At 57.0% G+C, this 21,649-nt stretch carries 17 protein-coding genes; 8 read left to right on the top strand and 9 right to left on the bottom strand.

Features of this window, described 5'->3' with window-relative positions; all coding sequences use genetic code 11:
- Positions 1-103: 103 nt before the first annotated feature.
- Positions 104-922 (top strand): SOS response-associated peptidase, encoded by an 819-nt coding sequence (locus tag DSL70_RS04605; RefSeq protein ID WP_119306746.1) that lies wholly within the window; start codon positions 104-106, stop codon positions 920-922.
- A gap of 225 nt (positions 923-1,147) precedes the next feature.
- Here DSL70_RS04605 and DSL70_RS04600 read toward each other — a convergent pair whose 3' ends face one another.
- The 4 genes from DSL70_RS04600 to ileS form a co-directional block, all read right to left on the bottom strand.
- Positions 1,148-2,224: a porin gene (locus DSL70_RS04600; protein WP_162916355.1), complete on the bottom strand. Its 1,077-nt coding sequence runs from the start codon at positions 2,222-2,224 to the stop codon at positions 1,148-1,150.
- Between the two features lie 552 nt (positions 2,225-2,776).
- On the bottom strand, positions 2,777-3,565 hold the full coding sequence (locus tag DSL70_RS04595) for a hypothetical protein (RefSeq protein ID WP_162916354.1): 789 nt from the start codon (positions 3,563-3,565) through the stop codon (positions 2,777-2,779).
- 193 nt (positions 3,566-3,758) lie between these two features.
- Positions 3,759-4,295: a signal peptidase II gene (gene lspA, locus DSL70_RS04590; protein WP_119306743.1), complete on the bottom strand. Its 537-nt coding sequence runs from the start codon at positions 4,293-4,295 to the stop codon at positions 3,759-3,761.
- Positions 4,296-4,412: 117 nt separating this feature from the next.
- Positions 4,413-7,331, bottom strand: a complete 2,919-nt coding sequence (ileS, locus tag DSL70_RS04585; protein ID WP_119306742.1) for an isoleucine--tRNA ligase — start codon at positions 7,329-7,331, stop codon at positions 4,413-4,415.
- 646 nt (positions 7,332-7,977) lie between these two features.
- Here ileS and DSL70_RS04580 point away from each other — a divergent pair.
- The gene (locus tag DSL70_RS04580; protein ID WP_119306741.1) at positions 7,978-8,835 is read left to right on the top strand and encodes an N-acetylmuramoyl-L-alanine amidase; all 858 of its coding nucleotides are present in this window, start codon (positions 7,978-7,980) and stop codon (positions 8,833-8,835) included.
- Between the two features lie 93 nt (positions 8,836-8,928).
- Here DSL70_RS04580 and DSL70_RS04575 read toward each other — a convergent pair whose 3' ends face one another.
- Together DSL70_RS04575 and DSL70_RS04570 are read right to left on the bottom strand one after the other, a co-directional pair.
- A complete protein-coding gene (locus tag DSL70_RS04575; protein WP_119306740.1) occupies positions 8,929-9,921 on the bottom strand; it encodes a bifunctional riboflavin kinase/FAD synthetase in 993 nt (330 codons plus the stop codon).
- Positions 9,922-10,142: 221 nt separating this feature from the next.
- Positions 10,143-10,691: a hypothetical protein gene (locus tag DSL70_RS04570; protein WP_162916353.1), complete on the bottom strand. Its 549-nt coding sequence runs from the start codon at positions 10,689-10,691 to the stop codon at positions 10,143-10,145.
- A gap of 480 nt (positions 10,692-11,171) precedes the next feature.
- On the opposite strand from DSL70_RS04570, the gene DSL70_RS04565 reads away from it, so the two are divergent.
- Together DSL70_RS04565 and DSL70_RS04560 are read left to right on the top strand one after the other, a co-directional pair.
- The gene (locus tag DSL70_RS04565; RefSeq protein ID WP_119306738.1) at positions 11,172-12,638 is read left to right on the top strand and encodes an MATE family efflux transporter; all 1,467 of its coding nucleotides are present in this window, start codon (positions 11,172-11,174) and stop codon (positions 12,636-12,638) included.
- 27 nt (positions 12,639-12,665) lie between these two features.
- Positions 12,666-13,295 carry a DJ-1/PfpI family protein gene (locus DSL70_RS04560; RefSeq protein WP_119306737.1) on the top strand — a complete coding sequence of 210 codons (630 nt, stop codon included), beginning with the start codon at positions 12,666-12,668 and terminating at the stop codon, positions 13,293-13,295.
- 44 nt (positions 13,296-13,339) lie between these two features.
- On the opposite strand, the gene DSL70_RS04555 is transcribed toward DSL70_RS04560, so the two are convergent.
- The gene (locus tag DSL70_RS04555; protein ID WP_119306736.1) at positions 13,340-13,792 is read right to left on the bottom strand and encodes a MaoC family dehydratase; all 453 of its coding nucleotides are present in this window, start codon (positions 13,790-13,792) and stop codon (positions 13,340-13,342) included.
- Positions 13,793-14,609: 817 nt separating this feature from the next.
- Between DSL70_RS04555 and DSL70_RS04545 the strand changes: the two genes are divergently transcribed.
- Together DSL70_RS04545 and DSL70_RS04540 are read left to right on the top strand one after the other, a co-directional pair.
- Positions 14,610-14,993 carry a response regulator gene (locus tag DSL70_RS04545; protein WP_114009869.1) on the top strand — a complete coding sequence of 128 codons (384 nt, stop codon included), beginning with the start codon at positions 14,610-14,612 and terminating at the stop codon, positions 14,991-14,993.
- A 349-nt stretch (positions 14,994-15,342) separates the two neighbouring features.
- The gene (locus DSL70_RS04540) at positions 15,343-16,065 is read left to right on the top strand and encodes a protein phosphatase CheZ (RefSeq protein ID WP_119306734.1); all 723 of its coding nucleotides are present in this window, start codon (positions 15,343-15,345) and stop codon (positions 16,063-16,065) included.
- A gap of 203 nt (positions 16,066-16,268) precedes the next feature.
- On the opposite strand, the gene DSL70_RS04535 is transcribed toward DSL70_RS04540, so the two are convergent.
- Complete coding sequence (locus tag DSL70_RS04535) at positions 16,269-17,960, bottom strand: electron transfer flavoprotein-ubiquinone oxidoreductase (RefSeq protein WP_119306733.1); 1,692 nt, start codon at positions 17,958-17,960, stop codon at positions 16,269-16,271.
- A 376-nt stretch (positions 17,961-18,336) separates the two neighbouring features.
- Here DSL70_RS04535 and DSL70_RS04530 point away from each other — a divergent pair, with 376 nt between their 5' ends.
- Both DSL70_RS04530 and DSL70_RS22835 read left to right on the top strand, forming a co-directional pair.
- Positions 18,337-18,999, top strand: a complete 663-nt coding sequence (locus tag DSL70_RS04530; protein WP_342635283.1) for a uracil-DNA glycosylase — start codon at positions 18,337-18,339, stop codon at positions 18,997-18,999.
- Between the two features lie 30 nt (positions 19,000-19,029).
- Positions 19,030-19,476, top strand: a complete 447-nt coding sequence (locus DSL70_RS22835; protein ID WP_342635282.1) for an excalibur calcium-binding domain-containing protein — start codon at positions 19,030-19,032, stop codon at positions 19,474-19,476.
- 90 nt (positions 19,477-19,566) lie between these two features.
- On the opposite strand, the gene DSL70_RS04520 is transcribed toward DSL70_RS22835, so the two are convergent.
- Positions 19,567-21,552, bottom strand: coding sequence for a methyl-accepting chemotaxis protein (locus tag DSL70_RS04520; protein ID WP_119306731.1), 1,986 nt, complete (start codon positions 21,550-21,552; stop codon positions 19,567-19,569).
- Between the last annotated feature and the right edge of the window lie 97 nt (positions 21,553-21,649).

Genomic DNA, 21,649 nt, shown 5'->3' with positions numbered 1-21,649 from the left:
GTGCTATAGTTTCCAAATACTTGACGTCTGGCTGCGACAGTGAAAAAGATGAAACAAGATAAAGATTTGGAAAACCGATTAGAACAGCTCGAATTGGATAGTCATGACCGGAAGACTACATGTTGCTGCTGAACTTGCTGACTTCATTGCACTATTTGGCGAAGCCGGAAAACTGCCCGGTATGCATCCGATGCCGCCCAGACATAACGTCGCACCGACAGAACCTGTGCTGACCATCGTTGAGGAGTATGGCAGACGCACCGCACGCCTGATGAAATGGGCGTTTGTTCCTGACTGGGTGAAAGACCCTCGCGAGTTTTCGCTGATCACCTCTGCACGCCGGGAAACCGTTGAAAAGAAGCCGTCGTTCAAGAATGCGATCCGCTATCGGCGCTGCCTTGTTCCTGTGACCGGCTTCTACGAATGGCAGCGTCATGCAAGCGGAGAGACAACGCCCTATTTCTTTCGCTCTGAGGGGCAGGGATTGTTCGCGCTGGCCGCAATATGGGAGGCCTGGATGGGGCCGAATGGCGAAGAGTTTGATGGGCTTGCGATCCTGACAACCCCGGCCCCTCGCGCCTTCAGGCCAGTTACGGACCGACTGCCTCTGATCATTGCTCCTGATGACTATGGTGGCTGGCTCAACACGCGCTCCGGCCGGTTTGAGGACGCTCGCCCGCTGCTCTCTTCATCGGCGGACGGCCATCTGACCGCCTTTCCTGTCTCGGACAGGGTCAACCAGCGTCATAACGACGATCCGTCCCTGACAGAGCCTCGCGGCGGACAAGGGCAGACTGTGACAATACGCCAGACTGTAGAGGCGGATGCTGGAAAAGCTGGCAGGCGAGGGAAAGCAGCGACCCGCAGAGAAGAAAATACAGGAAAGGCCCCGAAGCGGAGCGATCAGTTCGATCTTTTCTGATCAGGCTTCAAAACTTGCCTTACGGTTGATGTTGGGAGGGTGCGGGCGGATATATGGTCTGGCCCCGGTTTGGCTTGCGCTTTGCGCTGGGACGATCTCCCGGACGATCTGTCTTGCCAGACGCAGGATTCAGCAGGTGCATCATTCATTACCCCAAAACAACAAAGGCCCCGAGAGAAATCTCTCGGGGCCCAAGAACTGTTTCCAGTCTAAGCGAAGCTTAGATTAGAAAGTACGTTTCAGGTACAGTTTGCCTGCTACGTCGTCCCAGTCGGTACCGAAGCCGGTGTCGAAGTCGGTCTTTTCGTAACCAACGCGAGCGCCAACTTCCAGGTTTTTAACCGGATAGTAGGTCAACTGAGCAGAAGTACCCCAGGTTTTGTAGTTAGCTTCATCGTAGTCGACATAGCCAGCGTCAACACCGATTTTCAGGTTGTCAGCCAGAGCGTACTCGAGGCCAGCAGAAACGCCCCACTTGCTCCACAGGTTGCCAAGGCCGTCGTTGGTGTAGCCGTTTTCGTAGCCACCAGCGATACCGAAGGACAGGCCTTCCATCAGGTTGAAGGAAGCTTCTGCACCAACAATGTAGCCAAGGTCAGCAGAGAAAGCTGCGGAAGCGTAACGGGACTGATAGATAGCAGCAGCTACGTTAGCAGAACCCCAGCCCTGAGAAACAGCGATACGTGCTGCCAGAGAAGGCATGGTGGTGCCAGCGCCGCCGGTGTTGGAGGTGTATTCTTCGAGAGCTACAGTAGCGGTAACGCCGTTGCCCAGAGCAGCAACATAACCGATGGACTGCAGGTCGTCATGGCCGATGGCGAAGTCATCGTAGTACAGGCCAGCGTTGAAGTCGACGATGGAGTCGGTCAGACCAGCATACAGGCCGCCGAGCTGCAGGTAAGCTTTATCGAAAGCCATGCCCTTGCCGCCCTTAGCGATGCTGCCGCCGGTAGCACCAGCGTTGGTATCGTTGTCATACTCGATGTGAGCAGCAAGAGTACCGAATTCGGTTTCTTCTTTGGCGTCGAATGCGATCGTGGTTTCTACATAGTAGCCAATTTCGTCAATAGACTTGCCCTGCATGCCATTGTAGTTCACGAAGCCGTTCTGGATGCCGAATTCGACTTTACCAGAGATCTTCAGGCAGGTATCGGTACCTGGGATGAAGAAGTAACCAGCGCCGTATGCATCACATACTTTAACGTAATCTACTGGTTCTGCTACTGGCAGGTCTGCTGCCTGTGCTGCACCGCCAGCTACCAAAGCAGCTGCGGAGCCAAGGATAAGGCTCTTGATGTTCATGTTTCTGACCTTCATTGTCATAACAAAAAAATTTTTTGCAGTGACCAGTCCAGTCAGAACTGTAATTCACTGCTTGCGACAAGACTGACAATACTCGTTTCTCCGGCTGTATCAATCGTCTCTTGTTATCGGGGGGATTACTTTGCAGGGACTGTTGCACAAAAAACACAAATTGGCCCTTGAGCCGCAGATTTCTGCCAATTCGTTACTGAATTATTAATAGAAATCATGTGGGTTTACGGATCTGTCGACCCGGTTTATGCGTGTTTCCAAGGAGAAATTATCCAGTCGGTACGGAATCGTCTTGCAGATTTTTGCGTTCTATCGACTGCGATTCCTCCCGAACAGAGAGGAAGATGACAGATCAAAGGTCATTTGCCCGAGAATCGGGTGATCCTGTCTGTAAAGATTCGGAGTGGCCTGAGACAGGGACAGGAAGGTCTGTCGCCCGACATCGGGCACTGGAAAGCGGGGTGCCATGACAGGACCAACAAAAAAGGCCGCCCGATGGAACCATCGAAGGCGGCCTTTTATCTGTGCTGTAACTGAGTATCAGGATCCTGTCTGGGGATCTTTCTTGCCGAAAGGCCAAAGACGGGAGAAGAAGCGCTTCTTGCCCGGCTTTTCTTCTTCCTGCTTCAGCTTGTCCATTTCGGCGGCCACTTCCGGTGGTACGTCGGTAAAACGTTCCGGCGGCTGCGTCAGATAATTGCGCTTGTTCTTTTCGCCGTCCGTCTTCCCTCTGATAAGAGCGAGGCGTTCCTTGACCTGCCTGTCATACTCGGCCTGCTCATAGGGGCTGACCGGCCCTTTGGAGTAATCCGGTTCCTTGATCTGCTGGGCGAACTTGGCTGATGCGGTGTTGTTCTTGATAATGGAATCGCGCTGTTCCGGAGGCAGACGGCGGATGGCGGCAAGCAACTGCTCGCGCTCGGCGTCGGTCATGTTCTCCATGCGCTCATTATAGATTTCGCGCAACACGTCCGGGTCCTGAGGCCAGTCGGCGGCGGCATAGGAAGGATTGTTCCTCTTGTCGTTCGGATTGGGAAGGGGGGCATCCTGTGGCGGCAGGACCAGTCCGGCGCGCGCCTTGTAATCGATCGTGGTCTGTTTCTTGTCGTTGGGCAGCATCCCGAAGACGCCGGTCACGTCATTCAGCAGTTCCTGCTCATGGGTCTCACCCGTGCCATAGGTGGCACTGGACATGCTGGAACAGCCGGCAAGGCTCATTCCCATGGTGCCGAGCACAGCAAGCGCGACCAGACCGGACGACCGAGCCGACCGATTTTCGAGAGTTGGGGCACCGGATTGGAAAATGTCCTTGTACCGTCTAACAGTCATGAAGATCTCGCCTTTTGATACTCGGGCAGCAACGCGCCAGCCCATACGCAAACAAACCTGATACACATCGTTAAAAATGTGCCTATCAGATTTAGACATACTTCCGAACGGGCCTCAAGATCAAGAGAAGGTTGTCCCTCAAGGGAGACAAAAACACCGGGCCCGGCGGAAAAAGCTCACCTGTCTGGACTAATCACTCATTTGCGGCATCTTTGCGGCTGGCCGCGCCGCTTTTTGCTGCAGATGACGATTTGCCACCCCCGAACAGACTTTCGATCACCAGCAAGGCGGCTCCAGCCACGATCCAGACGTCGGCAAGGTTGAAGACATACCAGCTGAAACTGCCGACATGGAAGTGGAACATGTCGACCACCGCCCCGTGCAGGATGCGATCAAGCCCGTTGCCCAGTGCACCGCCCATCACCAGCCCCAGAGCAAAGGCTGTGAGCCGGTCGCGGGTCCGCCAGATCCACAGTGCCAGCACAATGGCAGCAATTCCCGCCAGTCCGATCAGCAGATAGCGGCCGAGATCGCCGTCCTGTTGCAGCCAGCCATAGGAAATGCCGCGGTTCCAGACCAGCACCAGATCGAAGAAGGGGGCGAGCCGTACAGGCCCGTGCAGGCGCATGACACTGTCGATCTGATATCCGAACAATAGCCAGAGCTTGAATGCCTGATCGACCAGAAAGCCGGTGAGGGCAATGAGATAGGCCAGCGACCGTGACGACATGCACGCCTCCGAAAGCAAAAGGGAAAAGGCAGAATAGGAGCCTTAACCGGGGATAGCAGAAAGCCGGGGTCCGAACCACGCCAGACCCCGGCTTTACCTTAAGCTCAAATGCGACCTTTACGCGGCATCGATTTCACGCATGGCAGCCGCATCGCGCAGGGACAGATCCGGATAGTCCGGATCGGAGCCAACCTCGGGCAGGATCTTCCAGCTGCGCAGGCACTTCTTGCCTTCCGCCAGAGCAGGAACAACTGCAACGCCTTTAACGTCTTCGATCACGAAGGCTCCGGCAGGAGCATCTCCGGCGATCAACTCGGCCTGCGAGGTGATGGAGATTTCTGCCAGATCAATGCCCTTCATGGCATCCATGATCGCTGCGTCAGCGACATAGACCTTCGGGGCGGCTTCCAGCGAGGAACCGATACGTTTTTCCTTACGCTCGATTTCCAGCGCGCCGGTGACAACACGGCGCAGGGCTTTCACCTTCTCCCACTTGGCTGCCAGCGCATCATCCTTCCATTCGCCCGGAACCTCCGGGAACTGGCGGAAGTGAACCGAGTCGCTTTCCGACGGATAGCGGCTCTGCCAGGTTTCTTCCATGGTGAACGGCAGGATCGGGGAGAGCCATGCGGTCAGATGGATGAACAGCTCGTGGATGACATAGAGCGAAGCCTTGCGACGCATGGAGCTTGGAGCGTCACAATAGAGCGCATCCTTGCGAACGTCGAAATAGAAGGCCGACAGCTCGATACCCATGAAATAGTTGAGCTCGTGCATGATGCGTTTGAAATCGAAATTGTCGTAGGCATCATTGACCAGCCTGTCGAGCTGATGGATACGGTGCAGCATCAGCCGTTCCAGCTCCGGCATGTCGGAGAGGGCCACTTCAGCGCCGTCATAATGAGCCAGCGAGCCGAGCATCCAGCGGATTGTGTTGCGCATCTTGCGATAAGCGTCGGCGATGGTCTTGAGGATTTCCGGCCCGATGCGCTGATCGTCCGAATAATCCGCACTGGCCACCCACATGCGCAGGATGTCCGCACCATATTCCTTGATGATGTCTTGCGGCGCGATGGTGTTGCCGATGGACTTGGACATCTTGCGGCCCTGTTCGTCCATGGTGAAGCCATGGGTCAGAACGGCATTGTAGGGCGCACGGCCACGGGTGCCGCAGCTTTCCAGCAGGGAAGAGTGGAACCAGCCGCGATGCTGGTCCGAGCCTTCCAAATAGAGATCCGCTGGCCATTTCAGGTCTTCACGCTGCTCCAGACAGAAGGCATGGGTCGAACCGGAATCGAACCAAACATCGAGAATGTCGGTGACCTGCTTCCAGTCTTCCGCATCATAGTCTGCCCCGAGGAACCGTTCCCTGGCCCCATCGGCAAACCATGCATCGGCGCCTTCTTCCAGAAAGGCATCAAAGATGCGCTGGTTCACTTCACTATCCTGAAGCACGACGGTCGGATCGTCTTTCTTGACGAAAATGGTGATCGGCACGCCCCATGCACGCTGACGGGAGATGACCCAGTCCGGACGGGTTTCGATCATCGAACGCAGGCGGGTCTGGCCGGACTTTGGCACGAACCGGGTTGCGTCAATGGCTTCGAGCGCCCGTTTGCGCAGGGTGTCGCCTTCGCCGTCAATGTTGCGATCCATGGCGATGAACCACTGCGGCGTGTTGCGGAAGATGAGCGGAGCCTTGGAGCGCCAGCTGTGCGGATAGCTGTGCTTGATCTTGCCACGTGCCAGCAGAAAGCCGACGTCCGCCAGCTTGTTGATGACGGCGCCGTTGGTGGTGCCTTCGCCGCCCTTGCGGTCAAGGATGTAAAGACCCTGGAACAGCGGAACATGCGGGAAATAGGAGCCGTCTTCCATGACGGTGTGCGGAATTTCCGGAGTGCCGCATTCGGCAAAGCGTTCGCGGTTGGCGATGAAGACTTCATAGTCGTCCGCACCGTGACCCGGAGCCGTATGCACAAAGCCCGTACCGGCTTCCTCGGTGACATGCTCACCCGGCAGCATCGGCACATCGAAATCATAATAGCCATCGGCGCCGTCAAGGCCGGCGAACGGATGCGCGCATTCGGAAATCTGGGCGGGATCGACGTCAAACTTGCGTTCGTAGCCTTCAACGCGGGCTGCCTTGAAGACGCTTTCAGCCAGAGCATCTGCCATGATCAGCTTGTCGCCGACCTTGCCCCAGTTGTCCTCTGCGGCAGCGGTGATTTCATAAAGGCCATAGGAGATGGACGGGTTGAAGCAGATGGCGCGGTTGCCCGGGATGGTCCACGGGGTGGTCGTCCAGATGACCACGTCGGCATCAAGCATATCATCCATCTTGTCTTCGTCGACCGTGCCATGCAGGCCGGTGATCGGGAAACGCACCCAGATGGTGAAGGAGGTATGGTCTTGATACTCGACCTCGGCTTCGGCCAGTGCGGTTTTCTCGACGATCGACCACATCACCGGCTTGGAGCCCTGGAAGAGCTGGCCGGACATGGCGAACTTCATCAACTCGTTAGCGATGCGGGCCTCGGCATCAAAGGTCATGGTGCGGTATGGGGTCTCGAAATCACCGACGACACCCAGACGCTTGAATTCCTCGGACTGGATGCCGATCCAGTGCTGGGCGAACTCGCGGCATTCCTGACGGAATTCCTTGACCGGAACTGCGTCCTTGTTCTGGCCCTTCTTGCGATATTTTTCCTCGATCTTCCATTCGATCGGCAGGCCGTGGCAGTCCCAGCCGGGCACATAGTTGGAATCATAGCCGCGCATCTGGAAGGAGCGGGTAATGGTGTCCTTCAGGATCTTGTTGAGCGCGTGGCCGATATGCAGGTTGCCGTTGGCATAGGGAGGGCCATCATGCAGCACATATTTCTCGCGGCCTTCGGAGCGTTTGCGCAGCGCCTTGTAGAGATTCATGGATTCCCAGCGTTCAAGGATCTTGGGCTCGTTCTTGGGCAGGCCCGCACGCATGGGGAAATCGGTCTGCGGCAGATAAAGCGTTTTGGAATAATCGCGTTCTTCAGTCATTGTCTATCACTTCCGTGCAGCTCGACCAGTCGTCTAAGGCTCTTTGCGAGCAAAACCGCGGATAGGCCCTTGAAGTGGCTGTCCTGCGGCGAGGTGTGGTTCGGTCAAGCTATTGAATTCGTGGGAAAAGGCAACAGGTGGCAGCAAGTGCACCCGGCCCCTTGTTCGTCCCGGTCCCTCGTGGGCGCTGCATCTGCGCCAGTTACACGAAGGCCGGGCCAGTAATTCGACTGGCTATCTGGCCAATGTGGCCTGCGGCGGGGGGTGCATAGCACCGGAACTGGGCAAGTCTCATATCTGGTTTCATGCGCGGGGCATGTCTCGTAAGCATCGCGGTTGCCTTTTTCTCGCGCGCGACATTAATTCATGCCTTCCCTGAGCACAAGCCCCCCATGGCCGTTGTTTTCTCGAAAAACAGCGCTTTTGTCGCATGGGTGCCGAGCAGCAGTCCGGCCCCTTGGTGGCTGGGGCGACAGGCGTGGTTCGGCCTGCTCGACAAATCCCACAAATCCCCCGTTTCCCCTGCCATGCGATGCTTGCCCGGCGGCTTCCGATGATTTCAGGCCGATAGGTCCCCTGCGGGCCAGAAGCAGACAGGAACCAGAAGAGAAGCCGGAGAGAAAGCAACAGGGACAAAAGCAACATCATGTTCGACACCTCGGCCTCCAATCCATTCACCATCCGCAACCACAGCCTTTGCCACAATGGCGAGCCCGTAGCCTTTGCACGGTCACCCAACCAGTCCGCCACCTTTGCGCCGCGCGGCATCATCCTGCATGACACAGCAGGCCGCCTTGACAATGGCAGTGCCGTCCGCTGGTTCCTGAAACCGGATGCCAAGGCCTCGGCCCATCTGACCATTGAGCGCGACGGAACCGTAACCCAGCAGGTCGCCTTCAACCGCTGCGCCTGGCACGCTGGCAAGAGCAGCTACAAGGGCAAAAGTGGCGTCAATGCCTTTGCCTTCGGCATAGAGATGGTCAATCTGGGCAAATGTGCCAAGATGCGGGATGGCTCCTTTCAGCCATGGTTCAAGGGCGACTATCGCGATGGCACCGACGGCCTGCATTTTGCCTTTGCGGCGACCCGCGCCCATGGCAAGGGCTGGTGGCTCGACTACACCCCGGCGCAGATCAGGACGCTTGTAGCCATCTGTCAGACCCTGATCGCCCGTTATGATCTCTCCTTCATCGCCGGTCACTTTGAAATCGCAGCGGGCCGCAAGATCGACCCCAATCCGCTGTTTCCCCTTGATAGCCTGCGAGCCTCGCTGCTGGGAGAACGGCAGGATGATGCAACCGGACCAACCCTGCTGACCGACGCCAACCTGCGCCGCTGGCCATCCTATGCGGACAATGTCATCAAGGTGATCGGTAAGGGTGCGGCGGTGGATGTCATCCGCAGTGGCACCTTCAAGCCCCTCGGCCATCCCGAGGTCTGGCATCTGGTGGCCACAGGCGACCAGCAGGGCTGGATCAATGGCACCCTGATCGACATGGATTGACGGTGTTCAGTCGGTCTCGCAAACGAAAAGAGGCCCCAAGGGGCCTCTCGATCCGGTCTTGCAAAGATGGTCGTTCCTGATGAGCCTGAGGGCTCAATCCCAGAGCCGTGTTTCCAGTTCGGACAGTGGTTCGGCATAGCGCAGAATGGCGCGGGCCTGAACGCTGTCCGTATCCATCTGGTTGATCAGCGCGTCAAGGCCGTCGAATTTCATCTCTTCGCGCAGGTAGCTGTAGAGAATGACCCGAACTTCCTCATCATAGAGATTGCCCTCGAAGTCGAAGATATGCACCTCGAAGACCCGCGGGCCATTGTCGAACATCGGCCGACGGCCAAAGCTGGCCACGCCATCATGCAGGGAACCGTCCTTGCGCACGAACTTGACCGCATAGACGCCTTCCCTGAGGCGGCTGTTCTCCGGTAGCGTCATGTTGGCCGTGGGATAGCCCAGCTTGCGTCCGTTCTTGGCGCCATGAATCACCACGCCCGAGAAGAAATGACGATAGCCGAGCAGCCGGTTGGCCGGAGCGATCGCCCCGTCTTCCAGCGCCTGCCTGATGCGGGTTGATGACACGGCATCTCCCGAGCGGTCGGTCTTCATGTCAACGATGGTGACGCCGATACCCAGCGCCTCGCCCTTTTCCTTGAGATAGTCCGGGGTGCCCACCCGGTCCTTGCCGAAATGGAAATCATAGCCGGCAATCACCTTTCTGGCGTTGAGCTTGGAGATCAGCATGTCGGTGATGAACAGGTCTGGCGACTGGCTGGCAAAGGCCTCGTCAAAGGTCAGCGACACCATGCCATCAAGGCCGAGCGCCTTGGCGACCAGCGCCTTTTCCTCATGCGGGGTCAGGCGGAACACCGGACGATTGGGGCGGAACAGGGTGCGAGGATGCGGCTCGAAGGTCAGCATGATCGCCTTGAGCCCTGTCGCGCGCGCTTCCTTGACGGCGTCTTCCAAAACGGCCTGATGGCCCCGATGCATGCCGTCGAAATTGCCGATTGCGACAACGCTGCCCTTGAAGCTGTCCGGCAACGGCTGCTCAGGATGTCTGATATCGATAAAGGACGCAGCAGGGGTCATCATCTTGGGGCAACTCCACTTGACCGGTCCATGACCGGCAGGGTTGAAACTGAAAGCGCATGTCATTCGGAACATGTGATTGAACGGGCGGGAAGGTGCCTAACCTCGCAACCAAGGTCAAGGGCCTTCATTAATATAGCCTCCCCCCGATTCACATCAAGAGCGTGCCAGCCACCACAAATCGGCATGCCTTTCCCGCTCTGATGATCCTCATGCGCCTTGGCTCATCTATAGACCGGGGCGGGCAGACTCTGACGGTCACTCCCTTGCTCGACAGTGGACGGAGCGGCGATCTGGCTGGTGGTTGGCGCATCGAACGCCGCCGCTGCGGCTTCCGGTGGGGCAGCAATGGCCGATGTCATCATGATTACCGGATGCTGGGTGGTGGTGTAATAGACATAGCCGCTGGCCTTGACCGCATTGCCAGCCCGCAGCTCGGCCGAATACCGGCAGGACCCGCGCGAGGCGCATTTGGTCCGGTCGTTGCTGCTGATCGACAAGGCAAAATCCGCGTGCTGAACACCCGGCGTGGGGATCACTTCGGTGGATCTGAGCACGCCGGATGCGTCCTGCAGGCCAACCAGCAGCACATCACCGCTCGCCGCCGAAAAGCCCCACTGCGCTTCGCCGCTTATCGCCTCGCCCGAGGACAGCGCTTCGCTCATCTCTTCCATGCCCATCGGCATGGTCTGGCATCCGGCGAGCCCGGCCATGAGAGCTAAGGGGAGGGCTAGGGCGAAGGTGGAACGGAGAGATGGTTTTGCGCGCAACATGTCAACCTCGGGACGTCGGCTCCGGTCGGGAAGGGATCCCGCGGAAGAGCAATCTCGAAAAAAGCAAATCAGTATGACCGGATAGCCCGTGCAAGGCTGCGCTTGAAAATGGTCGGCAGCAACGCTTGCCAGAAGGGCAAAATACCTATGATCTCCGTTTTATAACGGCTCCCCGATTGAGGCCAGTTCTTTTTCCTCAGCTTTGGTCAAATCGCCGGGCGCGGGCAACTTTCATCGGGCATCAATTGGCTTGCCTGAAAGCAGGAGATGTGAGTGCATCGCCTGCGCAAGGAAAAGTTACATGAGGCAATAATAGCACTATACATGGAGAGACAACACAGATAGGGTTTGTCTCCGATCATATGACTGCTCGGCGTTGAAGACTTATGGCGCACCGTCCATGGCGATTGCTGTGGATGGAAATATGCCCCCAGGGTCGCCGGCGAAGAACTGAATAATCTCGCAAACCCTGGTGATATCATGCAAGACCAGCAACCCGTGCTGGAAGGGCAGAGCCATTTGACTGCCCAAACCGATAGCAACTCTGGTGCCCCGATTTCCTGGCGCGGCGAGGCCGCTGCCACACTGGCGCTGGCCTGGCCGCTGGTGCTGGCCCAGTTGGCACAGTTTTCTCTCCAGATCACCGACGTGGTCATGATGGGCTGGATTGGCCGCGATGCGCTGGCCGCAGGCTCTCTGGCCTCAGCCTTGATGCATCCCGTGGCGGTTTTCGGCATCGGTGCGCTTTCCGCCGTCAGCCCGATGGTTGCTCAGGCGATTGGTGCCAAGGATGAAACCTCCGTGCGCCGTTCAGCCCGTCAGGGCATCTGGGTCGCCTTTGTCATATCGGTGCTGATCATGGCCCTCCTTTATCAGGGTGAATATATCTATCGCATCGGTGGCCAGATGCCGGACATTTCGGCCAAGGCTGCGGGCTATCTCAACTTTGCGGCACTGGGTGTCTTTCCCTCGCTCGGTTTTGTTGCCTTGCGCTCGCTGGTAACAGCCCATGGCGAAACCCGCGTGATCCTGCTGACCACCATCGCCAGCTTCTTTGTCAATTTTGCCGGCAATTATGTGCTGATGTTCGGCAAGTTCGGCTTCCCGGAGCTTGGTCTGATCGGGGCAGGGATCTCCACCTCCGTGGTGCAGACCTTTGTCTTTGTTCTGCTGGTGGCCTATGTGCTGCGCAAGAAGAGCTACAAGAAATACAATCTGCTTTTCCACTTCTGGAAGCCTGACTGGCCGCGATTCTTTGAGCTGTTCCGCGTCGGCATTCCCATCGGTCTGATGGTCATGGTCGAAGTGGGTCTGTTTGCCGCTGCCGTCTTCCTGATGGGCTGGATCAGCACCGATGCCCTGGCCGCGCACACGGTTGCCATTCAGCTCGCCTCGCTGGCCTTCATGGTGCCTCTGGGGCTCAGTCAGGCGATCACAGTCCGCACCGGTCTTGCCTATGGTGCGCGCTGCAAGGAAGGGGTACGCCGTGCCGGTTGGGTCGCCGTGGTTATTTCGGCGCTGTTCAACTCGCTCAGCTGTTTCAGCTTTCTGGTCTTCCCGCATTTCCTGGTCGGGCTGTATCTGGATCCGACGATTGCTGCCAACACCGTTCCATACGCACTGGCCGTCAGCTATCTTGCCTATGCGGGGCTGTTCCAGCTTGTGGACGGGCTGCAATCAACGATGGCCGGTGCTCTGCGTGGTCTCAGCGACACCAAGGTGCCGATGTTCATTGCGGTCTTCGGCTATTGGGTCTGCGGGCTGCCCATCTCCTATTTCTGCGCCTTCAAACTTGGGTGGGAAGGCGAGGGGATCTGGGTCGGTCTGGCTGCGGGATTGGCCATCACGGCGATGGTTCTGACTTATCGCTTCGTCAATCGGGAGCGATTGGGGCTGGTCAATTTTGATCATCTGGTCATAGTGGATGGTCCGAACAGGCCACATTGAGAACCGGGGACAGGGGAAGAATCAGCAATGACCGAGACTGAAGGGAACGAGCGCCATATTGCCATTCTGCTTTATGAAGGGGTTGAAGTCCTGGACTTCAGCGGCCCCTTCGAGGTGCTCACAACCGCAAAGCGCGTGGCCGCGAAGCGGGGAGAAGCCTTCCCTTATACCCCTTTGCTGGTTGCTGCGAACCGGGAGCCGGTGGTGGCGCGCGCGGGCTATCGCGTACTGCCCGATCACGACTATGACAATTGCCCCGCGCTTGCCTGCCTGCTGGTGCCCGGCGGTGTGCATGAACCGCATCTGGACAACCAGCCGCTCATCGACTGGGTAAAGAGGCGGGCAGCAGAGGTGGACCTGCTGGCATCTGTCTGTACCGGTGCTTTCCTTCTAGCAGAAGCGGGACTGGTGAGCGGCCGCAGCATGACCACCCATTGGGAGGACATCGCCGACTTCCGTACCCGCTACACGGATGTCGAGATCATCGAGCATGTCCGCTGGGTGGAAGATGGCGCATTGATCAGCTCTGCCGGGATTTCCGCAGGCATCGACATGGCGCTGCAGATGGTCGCAAGGCTCGGCTCGGAAGGGCTGGCGGAGCAGACTGCCCGCCAGATGGACTTTGACTGGAAACGCACCGGCGTCAAACTGTCCTGAGCCGAAGGGGTGGCCTCTGGCTGCCCCTCTCTTTGCCGTTGAGGTCAATCCTTCGGCTTCCTGACAGCCATGACGGTCGCTTCCCCTGACAGCACGACAACCCCGTCCACTTCGGCGCAGCAATCAAGCGTGACGCGGCGTCCCTTGTCTTCCTTCGCCTTGACGGTTGCCGAGACGGTAACCGCATCCCCCGGACGCACCGGCGCCTTGAATTGCAGGGTCTGGGAAACATAGATCGCCCCCGGCCCGGGCAGGCGCATGCCAAGAATGGCCGAGAACAGGCTGGCAGTGTAAAGCCCGTGGGCGATATTGCTGCCAAACCGACTGCTTTCCCCATAGGCCTTGTCGATATGGACCGGATTGTGATCGCCCGTCAGGTCGGCAAAGGCAGCGATATCGCTCTCGGACACCTGATGGGTGAAACTTTCCGTCTGTCCGATCTGCATGTCTTCATAATAGACGGTTTGCGCCGTGATGCCTTGCAGTGGTGCGGTCATATTCTCTCTCCCTTGGTCGTTAGCACCCTCTCTCCGAGCGGATGACGCTCTACCATCAGAAAGGTCTTGCTGTGCTTTGCTTTACTTTATGGTCTGAAATCTGTTTTGGCCTTTTGCAATGCAACAAAACTGAGCATGTGCAACAAGGTGCTGCGCGTCAACAGGGCATAGGTCTATTGAGCAAAAGTGGAAAGACCTCTTTCGGCGGGAAGGACTCGGTAAAGAAGGCGTCTGAAGGCGCAAGAACAGTCTCTGCTCAAGACGCCATGATTCACTTTTTGAAGACTGTGCATAAAAGGACGTCCCTGGTCAAAGAGCGCCTTGGTGGGGGAGTGCATGGGGGCTCGTGAAAGCTCCGCGAGGGTCTTCCCGGCGGCTATTGTCCGATGGGACTACGGTCCTGCCCTTATCGCGGCATGCCCTGCCAACGCTTGGCTTGCTGCGGATTGTTCTATGGAAAAGCGCCCCGTCAGAACTCGCTTGAAGAGGAATGGCACTGTGTTCAAAGCGGAAATCCTGTGATCCGCGACGACCACTTATGGTTAATCGAAATTTAGGTTAGTAAAGACTGAACAAATTGCTACAACTAAGTAAATATTGAAGCAAATTCCGATGATTTACTAACAAAAACGGGTGTTTGTTAGGGATTTGGTCTTTTTAGACTGAACGCCAGTTAACCGCTTTTTTAAACCCTTGAGATAGTCTGCAGTTCAGGTCAGGGATCTCCGTGTTCCTGAGCAACTTATAACCAACAATCTGAAAAGTCGAAAATTCCGCTGATCAAGGCGGCAATGCAGTGTGAGTTTGGAGTAAACAAATGGCCCTCGATCTTTCTATGCCAGTACTGGTCGTCGATGACTACAAGACCATGATCCGCATTATCAAGAACCTGCTCAAGCAGCTTGGTTTTGAAGACGTGGATGATGCAGCCGATGGCACCGAAGCTTTGGCAAAAATGCAGGATCGCCGTTATGGTCTGGTCATTTCCGACTGGAACATGGAGCCGATGACCGGCTACGAGCTGCTCAAACAGGTGCGTGCAAGCGACAGTCTGTCCAAGACACCATTCATCATGGTGACGGCAGAATCAAAGACAGAAAACGTGATTGCAGCCAAGAAGGCTGGTGTGAACAACTACATCGTGAAGCCTTTCAACGCAGCAACCCTGAAAACCAAGATCGACGCCGTATTCGATAACTAGGTTGGAAGGGGCTTCTCTTCCGCCTTGTAGAAGGGAAGGTCTTGCAAGACATCTTGATTGTTTGGTTGGGCCGAGTAGCCGGGCCCTGCAGCCCGGCACACTCATCAGGCAGACCAGACGCCTCAGGCCTCTTGACCGGGGAAATCAGGACCACCCCACAGCCTCAGTGCAGGTGGGGAGCCGCAGGGAAAACCTGATGGCCAACAGTAGCGCCTATCGCTCAATCTCGCCAAAACGGGAAAGAACAAAAGGAACAGGCGCTTTTGGCGGTGAGCACGCAGAAATATTGGGAAACGAAAGCGCGCCCAAGTCATGGAAGAAACAGTAATTTGACTGAAGGGAACTTGAAATGGCAGCCGAAGCAGAACAGCTAAGTGCCGACAAAGTCGCGCAACTCGTCGCTTTTCTGGAGCAGAACAAGGGGGAAAACATATCCCTCAATGATATCATGGCTCTGGCCGAAGTGATGGCGGGAAGTCTTGATTCCTATCTGCAGGCGATGGATACCTCCCTGTATCAGGAGTTTACGGCCATTGCGAGCGAGATCTCTTCCATGAAAGACGAGATTGCCGCTCTTCGTCCTTCAGAAATGCGCCATGCCGCAATTCCCGATGCTGGCCGCGAGCTTGATGCCGTGGTCGAGGCTACGGAGAATGCAACGAATATCATCATGTCATCCGCCGAGGAAATCATGGGCGCTGACCCCAGCGACGTGGATGCCTATCTTGCTCTGGTCAATGACAAGGTGATCGAGATTTTTGAGGCCTGCTCGTTTCAGGATATTACCGGGCAGCGTATATCCAAGGTTGTCAATGCGCTCAACGTGATCGACAGACGCGTTACGACATTCATCGAACGGATGAAGATGAGTGATATCGACGCCGGTTACTATGAAGAAACGCCCGAAGAACGCCGCAAGCGCGAACTGATTCTGCATGGTCCGCAGCATGCCGGTGAAGGGGTGCAGCAGGATGAAGTCGACGCCATGCTGGCCGATCTGGACTTCAGCAACAAGAAGCTGAAGCAGGAAGAGGACAGCAGTCAGGACGATATCGACGCCCTGTTCGGATAGGCGCCTTCTTCTCGACAGGAATGCTGGAAGAGTGAAAGACAAGAAAAAGCCGGGTCATCAGCCCGGCTTTTCTCGTTCTGGCCCGAACGGTACACCCCTTACATGTTGGGGTAGGTCGGTCCACCGCCGCCTTCGGGGACGGTCCCAAGATAGGCAAAGCGGTGCAGCCGCTTGAAAGCCTATCGAGAAGAGACCATGGATCGTCACATGTTGGGGTATGTCGGCCCACCGCCACCCTCAGGGACGGTCCATGTGATGTTGCCGTTCGGGTCCTTGATGTCACAGGTCTTGCAGTGGACGCAGTTTGCCGCGTTGATGACGTAGGCAGGCGTCTCGCCGCTTTCGTCCCATTCATAGACTGCAGCCGGACAGAAGCGCTGGGACAGACCGGCGTAGACATCATGCTCGGAGCTTTTCTGCAGAGCGCTGTCGGCCACCACCAGATGGCAGGGCTGATCCTCTTCGTGGTTGGCTCCGGACAGATAGACCGAACTCAGGCGGTCGAAGGTGAGCTTGCCATCGGGCTTGGGATAGTCGATCGGCTTGCACTGGGCTGCGGGCAGGGTCGCCTTGGCGTCCGTTTTGCCATGCTTCAGCGTGCCGAAGAAGGAGAAGCCGAACAGCTGGTTGGTCCACATGTCGAGCCCGCCAAGGCCGACGCCCACAACCAGACCGAATTTGGCCCACAACGGTTTGACGTTGCGCACCTTGAACAGGTCCTTGCCGATCGGCCCCTTGCGCCAGCCTTCCTCGAAGGCCACCAACTCGTCATTGGCCCGTCCGTCGTTGAGCGCATTGACCACGGCGTTGGCGGCGAAGATGCCCGAATCCATCGCATTATGGATACCCTTGATGCGCGGCACGTTGACAAAACCGGCCGCGCAGCCGACCAGAGCCCCGCCGGGGAAGGTGAGGCGCGGGACGGACTGATAGCCGCCCTCAGCGATGCAGCGAGCGCCATAGGAAATGCGCTTGCCGCCTTCAAACAGCGGCGCAACGGTCGGATGGGTCTTGAAGCGCTGGAATTCCTCGAAGGGCGACAGATACGGGTTCTTGTAGTTGAGATAGACCACAAGGCCCACGGCCACCTGGTTGTCTTCCATGTGATAGAGGAACGAGCCGCCGCCTGTCGAGCTGTCAAGCGGCCAGCCGAAGGTGTGTTCGATGAGGCCTTCCTGATGCCTGGCCGGGTCGACTTCCCAGATTTCCTTGATGCCGATGCCGAATTTCGGCACGTCGCAATCCTTGTCGAGCGCGTATTTGGCGATCAGCTGTTTGGCCAGCGAGCCGCGCACGCCTTCGCCGATAAGGGTGTATTTGCCCAGAAGCTCCATGCCGCGCATGTAGGTGTCCTTGGGCTGTCCGTCCTTGCCCACTCCCATGTCGCCGGTGGCCACGCCACGCAGGGCACCGTTTTCATCATAGAGCAGCTCGGCCGCCGCGAAACCGGGATAGATCTCGACGCCCAGCTCTTCGGCCTTTTCAGCCAGCCAGCGGCACAGATTGCCAAGGGAAATGATGTAGTTGCCCTCATTGTGCATGAAGGGCGGCATGATGAAACCGGGAAGACCGATGGCGCCTGCTGGTCCGAGCAGACGGAACTTGTCCTTCTTGACCGGCACTTTCACCGGGCAGCTCTCATCTTCTTTCCAGTCCGGAATGAGGCGGCTGAGGGCGACCGGGTCGATCACCGCACCCGAAAGGATGTGGGCGCCCACTTCCGAGCCTTTTTCCAGAACCACCACCGAGATTTCTTCATTCTTCTCGGCGGCCTGTTGTTTGATCCGTATTGCGGCAGACAACCCGGCAGGTCCGGCACCAACAATCACAACGTCGAATTCCATGCTTTCGCGTTCAGGAAGTTCGCTCACCCCAGTCCCTATTGCCTCTGTCATGTGCAGGTCCTTTTCATTATCCGGTAGACAGGCTTTCTATCGACACTTATTGCAGTTGGCCCTATAAGGATTACCATTAGCGGAAAAAGAAGCCCGAATCCAAGTGTTCAATATGCATAACGTGGTGACAACATCTCATGATCTTAAAGCCCTCCTCGACTGGTACGAGGCGATGGGGGCAGATTGCTATGTTGATGCTGCGCCGCAAGATCGATTTGCCGAAAGTCAGCGTCAGATGCTGTCGCGCCAAACGGCACGATCTGCGCAGGTTTCGCCACAAAATCGGCAGTCTTCCCCGCAAGGTTCTGCCAACAGGAGTACGCCAGCGGCAGCGGGCAATCAATCCCATCCTTCGTCCAATGTTGCGGCGCACAATATGGCGCCGCCAGCCCGGGCCGGTGCTGCGGCCGCCACGCAGGGTACGGTCGAGGATGCACGCGCCCTTGCCGCCAATGCCGCAAGTCTTGAAGCCCTGAGAGCCACCCTTGGCGCCTATAACGGTTGCAGCCTGAAATTCTCCGCCAAGTCGCTGGTTTTCGGAGATGGCAATCCCAATGCCGACGTCATGTTCATCGGAGAGGCTCCGGGACGGGACGAGGATCTGCAGGGCGTTCCCTTTGTCGGACGGGCAGGGCAGTTGCTCGACAAGATGATGGCGGCGATCCATCTCGACCGCTCCAGCAGCTACATCACCAACATTCTGCCTTGGCGCCCACCTGGCAACCGCAAGCCAAGTCTTGACGAACAGGCGCTGATGCAGCCCTTCATCCATCGTCATATCGAACTGGTCAATCCGAAGGTGCTGGTCTTTCTTGGTGGCACATCGGCTCAGCAGTTGCTGAACAGCAAGGATGGCATTATGCGTCTGCGCGGGCGCTGGCGCAGCTACGCCATTGGCGGGCAGGACAGACCACATCGCGAGATCCCGGCCATGTCCACCCTGCACCCCGCCTTTCTGCTGCGTACACCTGCCCAGAAGCGGGCCGCCTGGCAGGACCTTCTTGAAGTGGCTGCCAAACTGAAAGAATTTCAGTCCTAATTATTAGGCTATGGATGCTATTGTGCTTGCATGATGTACAAACACATCCACATGGCATGCCTTCTCTTTGCGATGACCATCGCAGCAACCGGACCGGGATTTGCCCAATCCTGCTCGGTAGAGAAGTTCTGTTCGCAAATGCGCTCCTGTGCCGAGGCAAATTATTACTTCCGGGTTTGCGGGCACGCACAACGAGACGCTGACCATGACGGCATCCCTTGTGAGGCCATTTGCGGCAATACCATGGCCCTCTTTCAGCAGCGCCTTGCAGCCAGTGGTGGCGCAGCCTTCGTGCCGGGCACGGTGAAAGCCGTGGCACAACCCTCTGGTGGGCAGGAGGTTTTCTCCTGTGCGGTGAAGAAAAGCTGCAAGCAGATGACATCCTGTGCAGAGGCAAAGTATCAGCTCACTCAGTGCGGCAATCGCCGCCTTGACGGCAATCACGACGGGATCCCCTGCAATTCTCTTTGCCGCTAGAGAATGATTGCCTGCCCGAAAACGCACAAATAAAAACCGCCCCCGGTTGAAGCCGGAGGCGGTTTCTCTGTTTTGCATTTATATGTCAGGTCAAGCGGCGGCCACATCTTCCAGGAACTGGTTGACCAGCGACTGCAGTTCCCGTGTCTGGGACAGCATTTCGTGGGAAACCGTTAGAACGGACTGGGCCGAGTCGAGGTTTGCACCGGCTGCTTCTGCAACACTGCCGATATTCTCGGTGATGTTGGCAGCACCCGCGGCTGCGCGCTGGACATTCTCGCTGATGTTCTCGGTGGCACTGCCTTGTTCTTCCACGGCCGCCGCGATCATGTTGGACGTCGAACCAACCTCGGTCATGGTCTGGGTGATGGCGCGAATGGCTTCCACAGCTTCGTCGGTCTCGGCCTGAATGGCCGAAATCTGGCCCGAAATCTCTTCGGTTGCCTTGCTGGTCTGGTTGGCCAGTTCCTTGACCTCTGCAGCCACCACGGCGAACCCGCGGCCGGCTTCCCCGGCGCGGGCGGCCTCGATGGTGGCGTTCAGGGCCAGCAGGTTGGTCTGTTCGGCAATATTCTGAATCATGGTCACGACTTCGCCGACCTGCTGGGCAGCGTTTGCAAGGCTCGAGATCTTCTGGTCAGCAGCGGTTGCCGTATTGACGGCCTTCTGGATGACGATTGAAGAACTCTCTGTCTGGCGGCCGATTTCGCTGATCGAGGCGGACAGTTCCTCGGCGGCGGCGGCAACTGCCTGGAAATGCTCCTGCGCTTCGTTGGAAGAGCGTTCCACGGCGTCGGCCTGTGTCGAGGTCTGGGTCGAGTTGGCCGACAGGGTGCTGGCGATTTCTTCCATGCCCTTGGTCTTTTCGGCAACTGCGCCCATGGTCTGCTGTGCCAGACCGCGGAACTGTTCGATCAGTTCGTCCATCCGGTGCTGGCGGCGCATTCTTTCCTCCTGTTCCTTCTCGGTCGTGGTCTTCAGACGTTCGCGCTCGATGGCATTCTGACGGAAGACTTCCACGGCCTTGGCGATGTCGCCCATTTCGTTGCGGGCTTCCACATAGGGGATCTCGGACTGACGATCACCCTCTGCCAGATTGTTCATGGAGCTGATGATGGTGCGGATCGGCATGACAATGCTGCGACCGAGCATCAGGGCAAACAACACGGTGAGGACAATCGAGCCGACCAGCGTTGCTGCAAAAATATAGGCGACCTGCTGGTCGATCTTGTTCAGCTTTTCCTGCGCCTGATTGTTGCTGTCGCTGGCCAGTTCCCGGATGGACGCAAACTTGAACGACATCGTGTTGTAGAGCGAGTTCATTTCCGATGACATCGAGAACAGCTCGTTCTTCATCGACTGGATCTTGTTGATCGTCTCCACATAGGTGGTGACGCCATCAATGATGGCTTTGCGAGCATCAGGAGACAGCATCGCGGTGGCAACCGCGTTGGACATTTCCTTCTGCTTGCCCTGCAGGTCCGAGAGAATGTCGGCGGCGGCAGTCTTGAGGAAGTCTTTCTCCAGATGGCGCATTTCAAGAACGAGGATCATCAGCTGCTGATTGCGAGACTTGCGGATGATGCTATCGACATCCGAGGCGATACTGTTCAGATCACCCAGCAGGCCGCTATAATCGGACAGGCCAATCTCGGTTTTCTTGTCTACGATCTTGTGAAAGCTTTCCTTGTCATCGGAAAGCGCCTTGCGCAATTCTGAGAGAGCTTCGGTCGTCTTGCCCTCGCTGTCGAGTTGCTCAATCTTGTTAAGCAGGCTGTCGGCATCCTCATAGGCCAGATCAAAGCGGACAGCGAATTTGCGGTCGTTGACCGTCAGAAAGTTCGAAGCGTTGCTGCGCATGTTCAGCACAGCAAGATTGACCTGCTGAACGATATCCTTGATCGACGAGGCCGTCTCGCCTTCCTTGATCGCAGCGGTTCGCATCTGTGAGCCAAGGTAGTTGGTCGTTCCAAGAATGGCCACACCAAGCAAACAGATAACGGTCAGAGCGATAATACGATGGGAAATTTTCAAAGATTGCGAAAACGCAACCAGCCTGCGGGATTTGAGAAACATGAGGGCACCGAATAAGTGAGAAAATTCGAGAGGGCTGAATTCAGGTTGTATTTTGTCAGAAGGATCTAAAAAAATAATTTACATAACAAATAAGAAT

The organism is Cohaesibacter haloalkalitolerans (assembly GCF_003574655.1).
In the GTDB taxonomy this organism is placed as follows: domain Bacteria; phylum Pseudomonadota; class Alphaproteobacteria; order Rhizobiales; family Cohaesibacteraceae; genus Cohaesibacter; species Cohaesibacter haloalkalitolerans.
Note: the sequence above shows the minus strand (reverse complement) of the source record. Positions and strands in the feature narration are given on the sequence as shown.